General features: G+C 62.2%; 13 protein-coding genes. 8 read left to right on the top strand and 5 right to left on the bottom strand.

The genetic code is table 11. The features are described 5' to 3' along the window. Positions 1–4 precede the first annotated feature (4 nt). The gene (recG, locus tag CWS72_RS17645) at positions 5–2,086 is read right to left on the bottom strand and encodes an ATP-dependent DNA helicase RecG (RefSeq protein ID WP_101251948.1); all 2,082 of its coding nucleotides are present in this window, start codon (positions 2,084–2,086) and stop codon (positions 5–7) included. 177 nt (positions 2,087–2,263) lie between these two features. Beyond that, entirely contained in the window at positions 2,264–3,559 is a 1,296-nt protein-coding gene (locus CWS72_RS17640; protein ID WP_101251947.1) for a replication-associated recombination protein A, read from the bottom strand. 427 nt (positions 3,560–3,986) lie between these two features. Here CWS72_RS17640 and CWS72_RS17635 point away from each other — a divergent pair, with 427 nt between their 5' ends. The 4 genes from CWS72_RS17635 to CWS72_RS17620 all read left to right on the top strand — a co-directional run bounded on the left by CWS72_RS17635 (position 3,987) and on the right by CWS72_RS17620 (position 10,244). Beyond that, the gene (locus CWS72_RS17635) at positions 3,987–4,262 is read left to right on the top strand and encodes a succinate dehydrogenase assembly factor 2 (RefSeq protein WP_101251946.1); all 276 of its coding nucleotides are present in this window, start codon (positions 3,987–3,989) and stop codon (positions 4,260–4,262) included. After that, positions 4,259–7,756, top strand: a complete 3,498-nt coding sequence (gene mfd, locus CWS72_RS17630; protein ID WP_101251945.1) for a transcription-repair coupling factor — start codon at positions 4,259–4,261, stop codon at positions 7,754–7,756. Before CWS72_RS17635 ends, mfd begins: the two co-directional genes overlap by 4 nt. A 145-nt stretch (positions 7,757–7,901) precedes the next feature. Further along, complete coding sequence (locus tag CWS72_RS17625) at positions 7,902–9,395, top strand: MFS transporter (protein WP_199175763.1); 1,494 nt, start codon at positions 7,902–7,904, stop codon at positions 9,393–9,395. A 36-nt stretch (positions 9,396–9,431) separates the two neighbouring features. Beyond that, positions 9,432–10,244, top strand: a complete 813-nt coding sequence (locus CWS72_RS17620; RefSeq protein ID WP_101251943.1) for a universal stress protein — start codon at positions 9,432–9,434, stop codon at positions 10,242–10,244. Between the two features lie 119 nt (positions 10,245–10,363). On the opposite strand, the gene CWS72_RS17615 is transcribed toward CWS72_RS17620, so the two are convergent. The 3 genes from CWS72_RS17615 to CWS72_RS17605 form a co-directional block, all read right to left on the bottom strand. Beyond that, positions 10,364–11,011, bottom strand: coding sequence for a DsbA family oxidoreductase (locus CWS72_RS17615; protein ID WP_101251942.1), 648 nt, complete (start codon positions 11,009–11,011; stop codon positions 10,364–10,366). Between the two features lie 26 nt (positions 11,012–11,037). After that, positions 11,038–12,345 carry a diguanylate cyclase domain-containing protein gene (locus tag CWS72_RS17610; RefSeq protein WP_158240701.1) on the bottom strand — a complete coding sequence of 436 codons (1,308 nt, stop codon included), beginning with the start codon at positions 12,343–12,345 and terminating at the stop codon, positions 11,038–11,040. A 178-nt stretch (positions 12,346–12,523) separates the two neighbouring features. After that, complete coding sequence (locus CWS72_RS17605; protein WP_101251940.1) at positions 12,524–13,033, bottom strand: hypothetical protein; 510 nt, start codon at positions 13,031–13,033, stop codon at positions 12,524–12,526. A 276-nt stretch (positions 13,034–13,309) separates the two neighbouring features. Here CWS72_RS17605 and CWS72_RS17600 point away from each other — a divergent pair, with 276 nt between their 5' ends. From CWS72_RS17600 to CWS72_RS17585, 4 genes are all read left to right on the top strand, one after another. Beyond that, positions 13,310–13,726 (top strand): bacteriohemerythrin, encoded by a 417-nt coding sequence (locus tag CWS72_RS17600; protein ID WP_101251939.1) that lies wholly within the window; start codon positions 13,310–13,312, stop codon positions 13,724–13,726. Between the two features lie 568 nt (positions 13,727–14,294). Then, positions 14,295–15,416: a hypothetical protein gene (locus CWS72_RS17595; protein ID WP_101251938.1), complete on the top strand. Its 1,122-nt coding sequence runs from the start codon at positions 14,295–14,297 to the stop codon at positions 15,414–15,416. 22 nt (positions 15,417–15,438) lie between these two features. Next, the gene (locus CWS72_RS17590; RefSeq protein ID WP_101251937.1) at positions 15,439–16,053 is read left to right on the top strand and encodes a phosphoribosyltransferase family protein; all 615 of its coding nucleotides are present in this window, start codon (positions 15,439–15,441) and stop codon (positions 16,051–16,053) included. Next, the gene (locus tag CWS72_RS17585) at positions 16,046–16,729 is read left to right on the top strand and encodes an HAD family hydrolase (protein WP_101251936.1); all 684 of its coding nucleotides are present in this window, start codon (positions 16,046–16,048) and stop codon (positions 16,727–16,729) included. The genes CWS72_RS17590 and CWS72_RS17585 overlap by 8 nt, the downstream gene beginning before the upstream one ends. The last annotated feature ends 4 nt before the right edge of the window (positions 16,730–16,733 follow it).

Below are 16,733 nucleotides of genomic sequence, written 5' to 3'. Positions count from 1 at the left end.
CCGGTCAGCCCGAGCGCAGCGTCTTCACCACGGCGTCGCGTTCGAACAGGTAAAGCAGCGTTCGCAGCGCCTTGCCGCGCGCTCCCTGTAGCTCGGGATCGGTTTCCAGGATCAGGCGGGCGTCATCGCGCGCCGTGGCCAGCAAATCGCCATGCTGGGCCAGATCGGCCATGCGGAACTCCGGAAGACCGCTTTGTCGCGTGCCCAACAGCTCGCCGGCGCCGCGCAGTTTGAGATCCTCCTCGGCGATACGGAAGCCGTCCTCGGAATCTCGCAGGATATTCAGGCGGGACTTGGCGTTTTCGGACAGCGGCGCGCCATAGAGCAGCAGACAGGTCGAGTCCTTGTCGCCGCGCCCGATGCGTCCCCGCAACTGGTGCAACTGGGCCAGCCCGAAGCGCTCGGCATGTTCGATGACCATCACCGTGGCCTCCGGCACGTTGACGCCCACCTCGATCACCGTGGTGGCGACCAGCAGGTCCAGGCCGTCGCCGGCGAAAGCCGCCATCGCGGCATCCTTCTCGGGGCCCTTCATCCGGCCGTGCACCAGGCCGACCCGGGGGCCGAGCAGCTCGCGCAGCTCGCCGTGGCGCGCGGTGACGGCGGCGAGATCGAGTTTCTCCGAATCATCGACCAGCGGGCAGATCCAATAGACCTTGGCGCCCGCCTTGATCGCCCTGCCGACGCCTTCGGTCACCTGGTCGAGACGCGCCAGGGGAAGCACGCGGGTGTCGATGGGGCGCCGCCCCGGCGGCTTTTCATCCAGGCGGGAGACGTCCATGTCGCCATAGGCGGTGAGCATCAGGGTGCGGGGAATGGGGGTGGCGGTCATCACCAGCATATCGACGGCGTGCCCCTTGGCCGCCAGGTCCAGCCGTTGATGCACGCCGAACCGGTGCTGTTCGTCGATCACCGCCAGGGCCAGGTCGCGGAAGACGACCTCCTCCTGGAAAAGGGCGTGGGTGCCGATCAGAATGTCGATCTGGCCGGCGGCCAGGGCGTCGAGGATTTTCTGCCGGGTCTTTCCCTTGTCCCGCCCGGTGAGCAGGGCGAGCCTCAATCCTGCCGCCGCCGCCGGTTTTTCCAGGGTTGCCAAATGCTGGCGGGCGAGGATTTCGGTGGGAGCCATCAAGGCCGCCTGGGCGCCCGTCTCGACGGCGGCGGCCATGGCCAACAGCGCCACGACGGTTTTTCCCGAGCCGACGTCGCCTTGCAGAAGCCTGAGCATGCGCGCCGGCAGGGCCATGTCGGCATCGATTTCCGCCAGCGCGCGGGATTGCGCCCCGGTCAGGCTGAAGGGCAGGGACGAGATGATCCTTTGCCGCAGCCCGCCATCGCCGACAATGGGCCGTCCCGCCAGTTTGCGCAGGCTGGCGCGGACCAGGGCCAGGGCCAACTGGTTGGACAGCAGTTCATCGTAGGCCAGCCTCTGGCGGGCTGGCGTCATCGGCGACAGGCTCGCCTCGCCGTCGGGGGCATGGGCCTGACGCAGGGCCTCGCGCCAGGTTGGCCAGGCCTGACGGCGCAGATAGGCGGGATCCAGCCATTCGGCCAGATCCTGCGTCCTCTCGACGGCCCCGCGCACCGCCTTGACCATGACCTTGCCGGGCAATCCGGCGGTCAGGGGATAGACCGGCTCGATGGTCATCACCTCGGCCCTCCGGTCGGATGGCACGACATGATCGGGGTGGGTGATCTGCAAGCCCTCGTTGAATGCCTCGATCATGCCGCTGACGATGCGCGTCTCGCCGACTGGCAAGAGCTTTTCCAGCCAATCGCGCTTGGCGTGGAAGAACACCAGGGTGATCTCGCCCGTCTCGTCGGAGCAGCGAACGCGGTAGGGGCGTCGCGCGGAGTCGGAGGGAATGTGCAAATCGACCATCACCTCGATGGTGGCGATGCGGCCGGCCGGGGCGTCGGCGATCTTCGGCGTGAAACGGCGATCGATCAGGGCGTAGGGCAAATGCCACAAAAGATCGACCACATGCGGTCCGGCGACCTTCTCGACTAGCGGGGCAAGACGGGGGCCGACCCCGGCGAGAGCGGTGATCGGGGCGAAAAGGGGGTAGAGATTTTCCGGACGCATGATGGAAGCACACTAACCGGAGAGACTTGGCCAGCCAAGAGGGACAAAAAGGGCAGGTAATTTGCCCCCTCAGACTCATCAGGTCGGGCTTCCGCCTCCGCGGAAGTCCTGGCTCAAGCGCCGCTCGGGCTTAGGGCCCGGGACGCCTTGGATTGCGCACTTATCTTGTAACGGCCCTTACCGCGCATCCCTGCGTAGTCCCTCCCAGAAATCCATCCGTTTCTTCACCTCGCGTTCGTTGCCGCGTTCGTTCGGAACGTAGAGGGCCGGCCGCCGTTCGCCGTCAAGGCCGGCCGGCATGAATTCCTGACCCGAGAAGGCGTAAGGGAAGTCGTGATCGTAGCGGTAACCGTCCTTGAAGCCCATGTCGCGCATCATTGCCGTGGGAGCGTTGATGATATGTTTAGGCGGCGGCAGCGATCCGGTGCGTCCGGCCAGTTCCATGGCGTCGTAGAACGCCTTGTAGACGGCGTTGGATTTGACGGCGGTGGCCAGATAGGCCACGCAATTGGCCAGGGCGGGAAGCCCCTCGGGCACGCCGACGCGGTCGAAAGCCGAGGCGCAGGCCTCGACATGCCGGATGGCGGCGGGATCGGCCAGGCCGATTTCCTCGGTCGCCATCACGGCGAGGCGCCGGAAAATCGTCTTCGGCTGCTCGCCGGCGCGCAGCATGCGGGCCAACCAGTAGAGGGCGGCCTGCACGTCGCTGCCGCGGATCGATTTCTGAAGGGCGGACAGCAGGTTGTAATGCCCGTCGCCGGATTTGTCGTGGACGGCGGCCCGGCGTTGCAGGGTTTTTTGGAGCCCCTCGCCGTCGAGGGCTCCCCCCGGCATGGAGAACAGTTCCTCGCACAGCGTGACCAGATGCCGCCCGTCGCCGTCGGCCATCTCAACCAGGATGGACCTGGCTTCCTTGGTCAGCGGAAGGGTCTTGCCGACGGTCTGCTCGGCGCGCCGGAGCAGCAATTCCCCGGCGATCTCGTCGATGCGCTTCAAGGGAAAGACCTGGGCCCTGGAAAGCAGTGCGGCGTTGAGTTCGAAGCTGGGGTTTTCGGTGGTGGCGCCGATCAGGATGACAGTGCCATCCTCGACATAGGGAAGCAGGGAGTCCTGCTGATTATTCTTCCAGGCATGGCATTCGTCGAGAAACAGAACGGTGCCGCGGCCGGTGGCGCGCCGGGCTTCGGCCGCCTCGATCTCTTTCCGGAGGTCGGCAACGCCGCTTTTGATGCCGGAAAGCCTGGAGAATTCCAGTCCGACCGCCTTGGCGAGGAGAAGCGCGATGGTCGTTTTGCCGACGCCGGGCGGTCCCCACAGAATCATCGACGACAGCCGTCCGGCCGCCACCATGCGGCCGATGGGGCCGTCGGGGCCGAGGAGATGATCCTGCCCGACGACCTCGGAAAGGCTTGCCGGTCGAAGCCGCTCGGCGAGAGGCTTGGGGGCGCTGCTGGAGAAAAGGGTGTCGGTCAATCTGTTCTCTGAAGATTGCGGTTTCCGTCGGGTGCTTCAAGCCATGCCGAAGCCGGTCCGGCGAGCAGGGCCGCACAGCCGCACAATAGGAGGCGAAACGGGAAATGTCGATGAAGTCACGGTTCTTCGCCAGGGTAATCATCGGGCTTCACCCGATTACCCTGGTTAGATATATGTCCCTCACGCGCCGGGCGGCGGACATCCGTCCGCCTCGGGCTTCCTCCGCTGGCGCTTCGCACCGCTCAGCGCGCCATCGCGGCGAGAACTGTCTTCAAAAAAGCCACTCGCGCGCGTTCACCAGATTATCCAGGGTTCTTCGCCGAAGCGGATCGAGCTCCCCGGCGGGAACGATGGATGGGCTGACAGGGCGCCGCAAAGGTTCTATACCGTTAGCTCATTCTTATTCGCGATCTGATAGTCGGAATTGATGGACATCCGTTGCAAACGCTTGCTGTTCCGCGCCCGTCACATGGGGACCAATGAGAACGACATCTTTTTCGGAAGCTTTGCCGAAGAGAATTTGACGTCTCTTTCCAAGGACCAATTGGATCTCTTTGAGGAACTGATGGAAGTAAACGACCCGGAGTTGTTCCTGTGGGTGACCGGAGCGAAGCCGGTTCCGGCCGCCCACGACCATGACGTCATGCGGATGTTGCGGCATTTCACCCTGGCTCAGGCCCGACGCGAGACCCCCGAAAAGTGACTCAACCGTTCAATAGCATTCTTCGCACCCCGGGGCGCCTCACCCTGGCCGGCGCACCGGAGGGCTATGACGCCCTCATTCTTTCCGAATTGGTCAAACGGGGCGGCGATCTTCTGCACATCGCCCGCGACGACGCGCGGCTGGCCCGGCTGGCCGACGCCTTGGCGATGTTTGCGCCCGGTGTGGAAATCCTGGAGTTTCCGGCCTGGGATTGCGTGCCCTACGACCGCGTCTCGCCCCATGTCGAAATCGTCGCCCGGCGCATCGACACCCTGTCCCGGCTGGTCCAGCCGCGCGCCCAAGGCAAGCAGCGCGCGCCGCGCCTCGTGCTGGCCACCGTCGGCGCCGTGCTCCAGCGGGTTCCTCCGGCCGGGATGTTCGCCAAGACCTGTTTTTCGGTGGCGATCGGCGATCGCCTCGATATCGAGGCGCTGCAGGGCTTTTTGAACCGCAACGGCTATACCCGCGCCGATACGGTGATGGAACCGGGCGAATACGCCTTGCGCGGCGGCATCATCGACCTCTATCCGCCCGGCAGCGCCGAGCCTTTGCGTCTCGACCTGTTCGGCGACGATGTCGAGCAGATCCGCATTTTCGATCCGATGAGCCAACGCTCGACGGGAAAGCTGGAGATCTTCTCCCTGCGTCCGGCTAGCGAGGCGCCCCTGGACGAGGCGTCGGTCGCCCGTTTCCGCGCCAACTACCGCGAACTGTTCGGAACCGCCGGAGGCGAGGATCCGCTCTATGAGGCGGTTTCCGCCGGCGTCAAATTCGGCGGCATGGAACATTGGCTGCCGTTGTTTCATGACGGCCTGGATACGCTGTTCGGCTATCTGCCCGACGCGATCGTTACCCTCGACCATCAGGTCGAGGAGGCGCGCAAGGCCCGGTCCGAGCAGATCGAGGAATATTACGAGGCCAGACGGTCGATCCAGGCACAGGGCATTACCGAAGCCGGCATGGTCTACCATCCGGTGCCGCCGCGGATGATGCATCTCGAACCCGACGAATGGGCGCGGACCCTTGCCGCCCGGCCGGTCGGGGCCTTCTGGCCGTTTCCGCCGGCCGAAGGGGCCGCTTCCGACGTTTTCGATGCCGGTGGACGGCAGGGACGGGATTTCGCCGATCTGCGCGCCCAACCCGGCGTCAATCTTTATGACGGCGTGCGGGATCATGTCGATTCCGAAATAAAATCCGGGCGGCGCGTGGTGATCGCTGCCTGGACGCAGGGTTCCGGCGAGCGGCTTGGCGGGGTTTTGCGGGAACACGGCCTGACGGCGCTTGCTCCGGCGGAAGGATGGGAGGCGGCCCAGTCCCGGCCGATCGGGCGCCCCGCCCTGGTCAATCTGGCCCTTGAGCACGGTTTCCAGACCGATCGTCTGGTGGTGATTTCCGAACAGGACATCCTGGGCGACCGCCTGGTCCGGCCGAACCGCCAACGTCGCCGCGCCGAGCAGTTCCTGGTCGAGGCCACCAATCTTTCTGAAGGAGACCTGGTGGTCCATGTCGATCACGGCATCGGCTGCTATGACGGTTTGGTCACGCTGGAGGTGCTGGGGGCACCACACGACTGCCTGCGGGTCATCTATGACGGTGGCGACAAGTTGTTCGTCCCGGTGGAGAATATCGAGGTTCTGAGCCGTTACGGCTCGGAACAGGCGGGCGTTCAGCTCGACAAGCTGGGCGGCGTCGCCTGGCAGGCCCGCAAGGCCAAGCTGAAGAAGCGCATCCGCGACATGGCCGAGCAACTGATCGCCGTCGCCGCCCAGCGTCGTTTGCGCGAAGCCGACAGCATGATTCCCGCCGAAGGGCTTTACGACGAATTCTGCGCCCGTTTTCCCTATGCCGAGACCGAGGACCAGTTGCGCGCCATCGCCGACTGCATATCCGATCTGGGTTCGGGAAAACCGATGGATCGTCTGATCTGCGGCGATGTCGGATTCGGCAAAACCGAGGTGGCGCTGCGCGCCGCCTTCGTCGCGGCGATGGATGGCCGGCAGGTGGCGGTGGTGGTGCCGACCACGCTTCTGGCCCGTCAGCACTACAAGACCTTCGCCGAACGCTTCGCCGGGCTGCCCGTCCGCGTCGGCCAGCTTTCGCGGCTGGTCACGGCGAAGCAGTCGGCGGCGACCCGCAAGGAACTGGCCGAGGGCACGCTCGACATCGTGGTCGGCACCCATGCCTTGCTGGCCAAGAGCATCTCCTTCAAGGATCTGGGCCTGCTGATCGTCGACGAGGAGCAGCATTTCGGGGTCAGTCACAAGGAGCGGCTGAAGGCCCTGAAGGCCGACGTCCATGTATTGACCCTGTCGGCCACACCCATTCCCAGAACCCTGCAACTGGCGCTGACCGGCGTGCGGGAAATGAGTGTCATCGCGACGCCGCCGGTCGATCGGCTGGCGGTCAGGACCTTCGTTCTGCCTTTCGACGGGGTGGTGATCCGCGAGGCGATCCTGCGCGAGCGTTATCGCGGCGGTCAGATCTTCTACGTCTGTCCGCGTCTGGCCGATATCGACAGGGCGCTGGAGCGCATCAAGCATCTGGTGCCGGAGATCCGTCCGGCCGTGGCCCATGGACGCCTGTCGCCGCAGGAACTGGAGGACGTGATGAGCGCCTTCGCCGATGGCGCCTACGATCTGCTGCTATCGACCAACATCGTCGAAAGCGGCCTCGACATGCCACGGGTCAATACCATCATCATCCATCGCGCCGACATGTTCGGATTGTCGCAGCTTTATCAATTGCGGGGCCGCGTCGGCCGGGCCAAGGCGCGCGGCTATGCCTATCTGACCCTTCCCCCCAACCAGGTTCTGTCGAAGACCGCGGAAAAGCGCCTGCAGGTGATGCAGACCCTGGACGGCCTGGGAGCCGGTTTCACCCTGGCCAGCCATGACCTGGACATCCGCGGCGCAGGCAATCTGCTGGGCGAGGAACAGTCCGGCCACGTCAAGGAGGTCGGCATCGAGCTCTATCAGCAACTGGTCGAGGAGGCGGTGGCCGCCGCCCGGGGCGGGATCAGGGAGGAGGCCGCGGCGGCGGCGGACTGGTCGCCGCAGATCGCCCTCGGCATGCCGGTGCTGATACCCGACACCTATGTCGCGGACCTCTCGGTCCGTCTGGCGCTGTACCGGCGCATCGGCGCCGTGTCGAGCCGCGAAGACATCGACGCCCTGGCAGCCGAACTCATCGATCGCTTTGGAAAACTTCCGCAAGAGGTTGAAAATCTTCTTGAAATCGTCGGAATCAAGGCGCTTTGCAAGACCGCTGGCGTGGAGAAGGTCGATGCCGGTCCGAAGGGGGCCGTCCTAACCTTCCGCCACAATAATTTCGACAATCCGGGTGGTCTGGTGCAGTTCATCACCGGCCAGTTGGGGACGGTCAAGTTGCGACCCGACCATAAGCTGGTGGTGCAGCGCTCCTGGGATGATTCGGCCCAACGGATCAAGGGAATTCAGGGCGTGGTGGAAACGCTGGCGAAACTTGCCGCGGCCTAAAGGCCTGATCTCGCCGGAAGCGGAGCGGAGACCCTAAATTTGCGGACGCGTCAGGTTCGTCGGGTCCGGGCGTATAAAGGACGCAACGGAAACGAACCTTTCTTAAGATTTCCCAATATCAATCTCCTTTTCCGGAACAATGACCATGTCTCTTGATCCTGCTCCGGTTCAGCCGGGGGCCTCGACCGGCAGCCTGTTTTTTGGGGTGTTCCCCTCGCTGATGCTTCCGATGTTTCTGGGAGTCGTCGACCAGACCATCGTGGCCACCGCGCTGCCCGCCATTTCGGCGGATTTGGGCGATGTCGAACATATTTCCTGGGTGGTCGTCGCCTATCTGATCACCAACACGATCGCCGCGCCCGTCTATGGCCGTCTGGGAGACATGCTCGGACGCAAGAAGATGATGTTCGTCGCCCTGGGGGTGATGATCGTGGCCTCGTTGCTTTGCGCCCTGGCCACCAACATCATGACGCTGACCGCCGCCCGGGTATTGCAGGGGCTGGGCGGCGGCGGCCTGATGACCCTGTCACATGCGCTGATCGGCGAGGTGGTGCCGCCTCGGGAGAGGGCGCGCTATCAGGGCTATATCGCCGCCGTGGTGGTCTGTTCCAACTCCTTCGGCCCGTTGGCCGGCGGCTTTCTGACCGAACTCTTCGGCTGGCGTTCGATTTTCCTGATCAATCTGCCGCTGGGCTTGGCCGCCGCCCTGGTCGCCCGCCGTCTGCCAAGCCGCCCGGTGAGCAACGAGGGGTGGAGTTTCGACCTGCATGGTCTGCTCTACTTCGTCACCTTCGTTCTATCGGCCTTGCTGGCCCTCGAACAGGTTCAGCGCGTCAACTGGTCGATGCTGCCGCCCTTCGCCGCCTTGCTGCTTCTCTCGACGGGCTCCCTCTATGTGCTGCTTCGGCGGGAGCGGCGCGAGTCACATCCGTTGATTCCGGTCGCCCTGCTGGGGCGGGCCGCCATCTGGCGCAGCGACGCGCTCGCCGCCTGTCATGGCGCGGCCCTGGTTTCCCTGATCACCTTCGTCCCCATCTATCTGCGGGTGGTTCGTGGGACCTCGGCCTCGCAGACGGGTATTCTTTTGCTGCCCATCGCCATCGGGATCGGGGCCGGTTCGCTCAGCATCGGACGTTTGGTCAGCCGGACCGGGCGCACCATGATCTTTCCGTCGGTCTCCCTGGTCGCCGCCGCCATCCTGATGACATTCTTCGCCATCTTCCTGGATCGGCTCAGCCTCACCGCCATCGCGATCATCCTCGGTGTGATGGCTGTTTTCATGGGGAGCGTCATGGGCGTGGTGCAGGTGACGGTGCAGAACGCCGCCGGCGCCTCGATGTTGGGGGCGGCGGCGGGGTCGGTCAATTTTTCCCGTGCGGTCGGCGCCGCCTTCGGCACGACGCTCGTCTCGACACTGCTTTTCGCCGTGCTTTCCTGGCGAGCCCCCGAATCTTCGCAATATTTCGCGCAACTGATGGAACTGGGGCCGTCGGTGCTCGATTCCCTCGCTCCGCCGGTGCGGGAAAGCATCATGCTGTCGTTGGGGGGAACCTTCCGCGATGCTTTTTTACTGATTGCCGTCTACGTAACCATGGGTGCTATTCTGGCGTGGCTGGTTCCGGTGCGGCGCCTGCCCTGAAAGCGGGATCAGCATGCGTTGGGAGATGAAAAGGCCATGAAGAATATCCTCGTTCCGCTCGAAGACCATCGGGGCAATCCCTCGGTTTTTCGGACGGCGGAACTCATTGCCGGCAAGTTCGGCAGCCGCGTCGAGGTGGTGCCCCTGGGACCGGATTTCGACGCGTTGATCGCCGCTCATTTCGCCTTTCCGATCGCCGTCGGCAATGAAAAGGCCCAGCGCGAGCTGTTGACGCAATTGCGGGCCATTTTCGAGGAACGTAACCGTTCACTGCCGGCGGGGCAGGCTTTCGCATGGAATGGCGACGATCTGTTTTCCGACATCAAGATCGGCGCTTATGGGCGCGTCTTCGATTTGACCATCGTCGGCCGGCCCAGCGCCGATCCCCGCGATCCCCGCCAGGCGACGCTGGAGACGGTGCTTTTCGAGAGCGGCAGGCCGATTCTGGTGGCGCCGCCGCAACCGCCCAAGGGACCGATCGGCGAAGTGATCGTCATCGCCTGGAACGCCAGCACCGAAACGGCGAGAACGGTGGGATTTGCCATGCCTTTCCTGAAAGGGGCGCGCAAGGTGATCATCGTCTCGGTGAACGGCGCCATGTCGCCCGGCCCCGGGCCTGAACTCCTCGCCGAATCGCTGAAAAGGCATGGCCTGGACGTCACCCATGAGGTGCTGAGCGACAATTCCCAATCGGCCGGGCGGCTCATTCTGGCCCGCGTCGCGGCGGAGGGCGCCGACCTCCTGCTGAAGGGCGGCTATACGCAAAGCCGGTTGCGCCAGATGGTTTTCGGCGGCACGACCAGTCAGATTTTGGCCGAGGCGGAAATCCCAGTGTTCATGGCCCACTGACCCGGCTGGGGCGTTTCCCGGGATCCAAGATTCCTGCGATGCCGTCGCTCCGCTTTCGGCGGGCTCAATCGCAGTTCGGGCTTTAGGGTCTGTTGATTCGATAATTTATCAACAGGCCCTTACCGCGACGCCGTTTCCAATTCCGTGCCTTGGGCGATATCGAGAAGACGGGCCAGCATGTCCGGTTCCTGCGCTCCGGCCACGGCGTAGCGGTCATCCAGGATGTAGCAGGGAACCCCGCTGACGCCCAGGCGGTGGAAGCGGGCGTTTTCCGTTTCGATGGCGCTTATTCCGGCCTCCGATCGAAGGAAGTCTTCCACCTCCTGCCCGGAAAGACCGCAGGATTCAGCCAATCTCCGCAGGACCGGAATGTCGCCGATATCCTCGCCATGGACGAAGTAGGCTTGAAAGATGGACTCGACGAGATTGGCTTGCGGGGTCGAATCGGCGGCGAAATGGATCAGGCGGTGAGAATTGATGCTGTTCGGCGTGCGTTTGATGGCATCGAAGTTGAAGGTGATGCCGTCGGCGTCGCCGGCCTGTTGGGCGGCGCCGTGAATCCTCTGGATCCGATAAGTGCTGCCGAATTTTCGTTCCAGATAGATCTGCCGGTCGAGACCGGCGGCAGGCATCTCGGGATTGAGCAGGAAGGGGCGCCAGCGGATCTCGGCGCGCACGTCCGGACGCAAGGCCAAGGCCCGTTCAAAGCGGTGTTTGCCGATGTAACACCAAGGGCAGACGGTGTCGAAAATCACGTCGATGCGCATGGCGGTTCACCCTCAGATACGGAATATCAAACGATATTCGCGCGGGCCCGTTCGATCAATGAAGAGGGCGTGTCGTCGGGCGCCAATTCGGCCGCGCCGACGCGCGCCCAAATTTTAACCGGTTGATAGACCTCCTTCACCGCGAAGTCGGTGTAGGCCAGCACGCCGGCGATGCGGTTCATCACGATCTCGGCTTCGATCTTCGGCGTATCGGGCAGAACGACGCAGAATTCGTTTTCGGCATAGCGCGCGGTCACGTCCTCGCCGCGCAGCAGGCTGCCGATCCATTGTGCCACCTGCAAACGCAAATGCGCGGCCTGTTCCTCGCCGAAATGTTGACGCACGCCTTCGATGTCTGGAACGCGGAGAAACATGATCGACAGGTGCCGACCGCGCGGAGCCGAATAGGCCACGCGGTCGCTCAGATAGGCGTCGAGGAAATTCCGGGCATAAAGACCGGTATCGGCGTCGCGCGTTTCCGCGCGCAAGGTTTCGCCGAGCGCCTTGCGTATTTCCCAGCGCAGCCGTTGTCTGCGGACCAGGCTCAACACCGAGGAACGCAACTCGGCCGGATTGACCGGGGAGTTGAAGAATCCACTGGCGCCGTGATGGTAGGCAACGGTTTCCTCGACCCGTCCGGGGTCACTGACGATCAGCACTGGCAGATTGAAGAGCCTGGGATTGTTGCGGGTCTGGGCGCAGAAATCGAGATAGGCGGTGGGATCGCTTTCCGGGACGAGGATGGCGGCGTCGAAATTATTGTGGCTGAGCAGATCGTCGGCGACGAACGGATCCGAGGCGAAGCTGGGGCGGGCGCCTTCCAACGCGGCCGAGAGGGAAGCCCCGGAGGGGCCGACCACCAGCAACGGATAGTCGGTGTCGATTTTTGTCGGCGGCAGGGTTTCGATGATCTCGATGCCGAACCTGCGCGCCGTGGCGGCTCGCCGGTGCAGTTCGGTCCGCATGATGGCCAGACGGACCAGGGGACGCAGACGCGCCACCAGCTTGGTTTCGTCGAGCGGGGGGGAAAGCACGTCGTCGATACCGGCGGCCAACGCCTGCATCTTGAGATCCGAAGAATGACTGCTGGCGGCCAAACAGACTGGGATTTCAGCACATTCCGGGGTTTTCTTCAGGGTTTTAGCCAGGCCTATGGCCGTTCCCCCGACCAGATTCTCCGTCGCCAGGACGATATCGGGATGTTCCTGACGGGTGGTGGCCAAGGCGGCATCGAGGCTATCGACCACGCGGCCGTCATAGCCATGACGCCGGATCTTCTGCAGCAACTCCTGGCCCAGGCTGGGGTCGGCGGCGGCGATAAGAATATTGGCCAAATGGATCATCCGGCGACCAGCCTCCCGTCGTGATCGTTATAGGATCACGAGCATAATACGATTTTTCATATCTAGGTAGAGGCGGCGAAGGAAAGACACGGGGATAGGACGGAGGGGCGGAGCCACCTCGTCCTGTCGCATCGCCAAAACCCCCGATAGCAGGAGGGTTGTTTAAATTTTACAGTTTGGCGCGATTGGGGGCCTTGGGCGCGGTATCGAGAGGCTTGGCCCGGGTGGGGCCCTGCTTGGCGACGCCTCCCGTCAACATGATGGTGTCCATCAAACGCTGCGCCGCCTTGCGAAAATCCAAATCGGCTCCCAAACCGCAGGCCTTGCCATATAGCTTGCGGGCTTCGCCCAGCTTTTGACCACGTTCCTTCATATGTTCGGCCGCCGCCATCCGGATCGCCTCATGAAGAAGCTTATCCGTTTCGCGCATGTTGGCATTACACTCGTAGGAACGGGCGTATTCCATCGCCTTGCGTTTGAATTCCATCGGCAAGGTTTTATCCGTGCATAAGTCCTTGATTTGTTGATGAAGACGTTCCGCATCCGCCGGATTGGCGTTCCGCATCTTCTGCAACACGTCACGAACCATGCTTTTCAAACGCTCAAGCTGCAGTCGCTCCGCTTCGATCTGAGCTTCACTCTTGGCCGCGTTTGCCGATGATTTCCCAAAGAACATCATGGGCACATCCTATTTGCATTTTGGCAACAATACCCGTTTAGGCTTAAAAATAAAAGTTCTTTATCAACCGATTTAGGTCGCCTAAATATAATTTTTGGATAAATGATGCATTGTCACCATCACCCCCGGTTGATAGATAAAATTGTTTGTATCTGTCGCTCCGAATGGTGACAATGGTATGCACTATACAGTTTGAATAGTGCTGAGATTTATGGGACATGCGGTGAGTGTCCCGGTTATGTTCTTGCGGTTTGATCGACGAGGGAGTGGAAGACGATGGCTGGCGTTTCGGACACGGAGGACGGGGTCGAACTGAGCGAGGAGGTGATGGACGGTGAACACGCCGCCCAGATCCGGCTTCTCGAATCCTTCGAACGGGGATTGTTGGAAAACCGGAACAAGGATGAGTTGGTGATCGTCCTCGACCGTCTGGTGGAGTTCACCAACCTGCATTTCATGTCGGAAGAAATTCTGATGCAGCAGCGCGCTTATCCGGGCGTTGGCGTGCATGTGAAGGAGCACGATTCGCTGCTGGAACAGGTGCGCAAAATACAAACAGTGTTCAATGACGGCGATCAAACGATGACGGTGGAGGAATTAAAGACCTTGCGAGCCTGGCTGGTCGATCACATCAAGACGAAAGATCAGGCTTTTGTCAGCTTCCTACAAAAAGTGCGAATGGAAGAAGTATAAGACGAATCGGAAAGGATCACGAAGGGATCCGTGAAACATCCGTGTAACAAATTAGGGTTGCTTAAGAAAACGCAAAAGAAAATTTCGCTGCCCAATGGCTAGGCAAAGAGTTTCGTCTCCAGGCGCTGAGCCGGACAGCGAACTTTTTCGACAGGGTTCCCACAGAGTTATCCACATTTTTTGTGGATATCCACCACTATCCCCAAATCGATCGCATCGCCGCCATCCCCCGATGGCGGCCACGGCCCCATCCTGGTCATGTCGCTGCACCGACGGCCGGGCGAGGGGGAATGCGGGGTAACCACACAATGGTCACAACCGCCGCGCCGGCCGTCGTGCTTGTGTAGGTGGTATGACTTACATGGATAGACCCTTGTTCAGCGGTCTTGGCGAAGATAATTCGCCAGAAGGATCGTTTGGAACCAGTAATATAGACACAGAAAACATCACATCGATGTTTTCTGTGTGCGCTTTGTTATATCTATCAATCTATACGCTTGAAGCGCCTATTCGATATTCTCTTTTTCTTCTTGGAAAAGACAGCCTGATCTTATCACGTGATGGCCTGATGATTGGGCCTTTGGCTGTTCTGGGCGCCACCCAGATGACGCGTCTCAGATTGCATCCCGCCTTTCTGATTTTCGGCCTGATCCTGGCTTTCCACGGCATGGTCCTCATGGGGACCATCGGCAGCATCGGGGGGGTCGCATATGGCGGGAAAGTCCTGATGAACCTGCTCTTTGGCTTTTTCGCCGCCGGTCTGCTGATATCCCCCGAGGGCCGGGGGCTGAAGATCCTGGCGGCGATCTGGCTGATTATCCTTGCAGGCCTTTGCCTTGACAAATTCGTCCTGACTTTTCCCTGGACCGGCATCAAGACGATTGTCGGCGATCTCAATGTCGACGTCTCGAAGGACTGGCAAATCCAGGATCCGCTTTCCCGGCGTGTGGCCGGCTTTACCAGAAGCTCGATAGCCGCCGCCGCCATCCTGCCCTGTCTGACGATCGTCCTGCTGTGCAGGGTGAAGCGGGCGTGGCTTCGTTGCGTCATCGCGGCGTCTTCGGTGGCGGCGGTCTTTCTGACCACGCAGAAGGGCGCCCTGATCGCCCTGCTTCCGATCGCGGGAATCCTCTGCACGCCCGTTACCGTCGGACGCCTCGGCTGGCTGCGGTTGTGCCTGATGGCGTTCCTGATGCTTTCCATCGCCTTGCCGGTGATGAGTTTCGGCCTGCATATGGATCACGGATCGGGCGTTTTCAGCACCCAATCCATCTATCTGCGCATCGCCTACACCTGGCCGGATGCCTTGCGCTGGATCGATCGGCATCAGATGCTGTGGTTCGGCGTCGGTCTGGGAGGGATTGGCGGCCCGCAACGGCTCTACGCGCCGAACGACTTCAATCCCGTCGATAATATGCCCATCCTCCTTTATGCCTATTTCGGCGTCTTCGCTGTTTTTTACACGGCGATTGTCTGCTTTCACGCGCTGCGTCCGCTGACCGGTTCCCGCGAAAGACTGGAGGCGGCGGTCGCCGTCGTCGCTTTTGCCTTCGGATACGGCACGGTCCTTTCGGTCATAGAAGATCAATCGGCTTCGCTCTTTCTCGGAGCCGCCCTGGGTGTGCTGTGGCGGGAGACAAAGGCCCGGCTGCCCATTGCCGCAAATACCGCCGCGGCATCCCCTTCCTGAAATCAAGGCGGGAGCCCCCATCATGCAGAACAGTCCCATTTCCAGAAGGCCCGGAGTTGTCACCTTCGACCGCGCGGGTTTTGACGAGGCTTGCGCGGCCCTCATGCGCCTGGTGGTGCAGGACGGCTGTCCCGACGCCCTGATCGGCATTCGGACAGGCGGCCTTTATGTCGCGCAATCGATGGCGAAGGCGGCGGGCTACACCGTGCCGGTTCTTTCCATCACCTGCCGTCGCCCCTCGACGAAATACAAGTCGGGTTCGGCCCTGAAACGGTTGGTAACCAAACTGCCGCGTCCGATCGTCGACCGGCTTCGGGTTCTTGAGCACGCCATCTTGACAGCCAAGCCGAAGCCACCGCAGCAGGACGACTTTCATCTCGACGGCGACGAATTGAAGGGGTTGGCGAATTGGCTGGAGGGGGCCGGTCAACGCCCGTCCCTGGTGGTTGTCGACGACGCCATCGATACGGGCGCGACCATCTCGCGCGTGCTCGATGCCGTCGCCTATCACGCCCCGCCGACGGCGAGGATCCGCTCGGCGGTGATCACGGTGACGACGCCCAAACCCTGGGCATTGCCCCGCTATACGCTCTATAGCCAGCAGCTTTGCCGTTTTCCATGGTCTCTCGATGCCTGAGGCCGTGGTCTTCGATCTCGACGGAACGGTTCTCAAGGTGAACAGCTTCCGTTTATGGGTGAGTTATCTCATCAAGGCTCGCATCCCCCATCTGCGTCGGCGCGGGCGATGGCGGCTCAGCTTGGGCGTGGCCAGGGCGCTGATGGCGCGCAAGGCCGGAGTGATCAGTCACGAGACGCTGAAATGGCGCCTGCAACAGCTTTGGCAAGGCGTGGCGGAGGGAGACGGCGGCGCCATCGAGGCCGATTTCGTCGGGGTCTTGAAACGCTTTGTCCGTCCAGAATTGTCCGACGTCATGCGCGCCGTCGCCGCCGGCGAAATCGACGCCATCCTGGCGACAGCCGCCGCCGGCGACTATGCCTATGGATTGGGCTGCGCCCTGGGGTTCCGACATATCGTCGCCACGCCCCGAATCCGGGAGAAGGGAGACCCCAGCACCGTCGGTATTTTCAAGCGCGAAGCGGTGTGCCGCCTGCTGGCCGAACTCGGATGGCAGGAGCGGGATATCGTCCTGCTCACCGATCATGCCGATGATCTTCCGCTGATAGGGATCAGCCGCGACGTTTATTGGTTCGGCCCGGAAGAGGCGCGCACCGCGCTTCAGCGAGACTTGCCCGACGTCCGTTTGCGGCCGGGTCTGCAAGCCGACGAAATTCTGTTGACGCAATCGGCGTGATCGG

The sequence above is a fragment of the Telmatospirillum siberiense genome, assembly GCF_002845745.1.
Taxonomy (GTDB): domain Bacteria; phylum Pseudomonadota; class Alphaproteobacteria; order Rhodospirillales; family Magnetospirillaceae; genus Telmatospirillum; species Telmatospirillum siberiense.
Note: the sequence above shows the minus strand (reverse complement) of the source record. Positions and strands in the feature narration are given on the sequence as shown.

Coding starts and splice junctions, on each gene's coding strand:
- CWS72_RS17625 (WP_199175763.1), top strand. CDS start 7,902: ATGTCTCTTGATCCTGCTCCGGTTCAGCCGGGGGCCTCGACCGGCAGC.
- CWS72_RS17605 (WP_101251940.1), bottom strand. CDS start 13,033: ATGATGTTCTTTGGGAAATCATCGGCAAACGCGGCCAAGAGTGAAGCT.
- CWS72_RS17595 (WP_101251938.1), top strand. CDS start 14,295: ATGATTGGGCCTTTGGCTGTTCTGGGCGCCACCCAGATGACGCGTCTC.
- CWS72_RS17620 (WP_101251943.1), top strand. CDS start 9,432: ATGAAGAATATCCTCGTTCCGCTCGAAGACCATCGGGGCAATCCCTCG.
- recG (WP_101251948.1), bottom strand. CDS start 2,086: ATGCGTCCGGAAAATCTCTACCCCCTTTTCGCCCCGATCACCGCTCTC.
- CWS72_RS17590 (WP_101251937.1), top strand. CDS start 15,439: ATGCAGAACAGTCCCATTTCCAGAAGGCCCGGAGTTGTCACCTTCGAC.
- CWS72_RS17600 (WP_101251939.1), top strand. CDS start 13,310: ATGGCTGGCGTTTCGGACACGGAGGACGGGGTCGAACTGAGCGAGGAG.
- CWS72_RS17585 (WP_101251936.1), top strand. CDS start 16,046: ATGCCTGAGGCCGTGGTCTTCGATCTCGACGGAACGGTTCTCAAGGTG.
- CWS72_RS17615 (WP_101251942.1), bottom strand. CDS start 11,011: ATGCGCATCGACGTGATTTTCGACACCGTCTGCCCTTGGTGTTACATC.
- CWS72_RS17635 (WP_101251946.1), top strand. CDS start 3,987: ATGGACATCCGTTGCAAACGCTTGCTGTTCCGCGCCCGTCACATGGGG.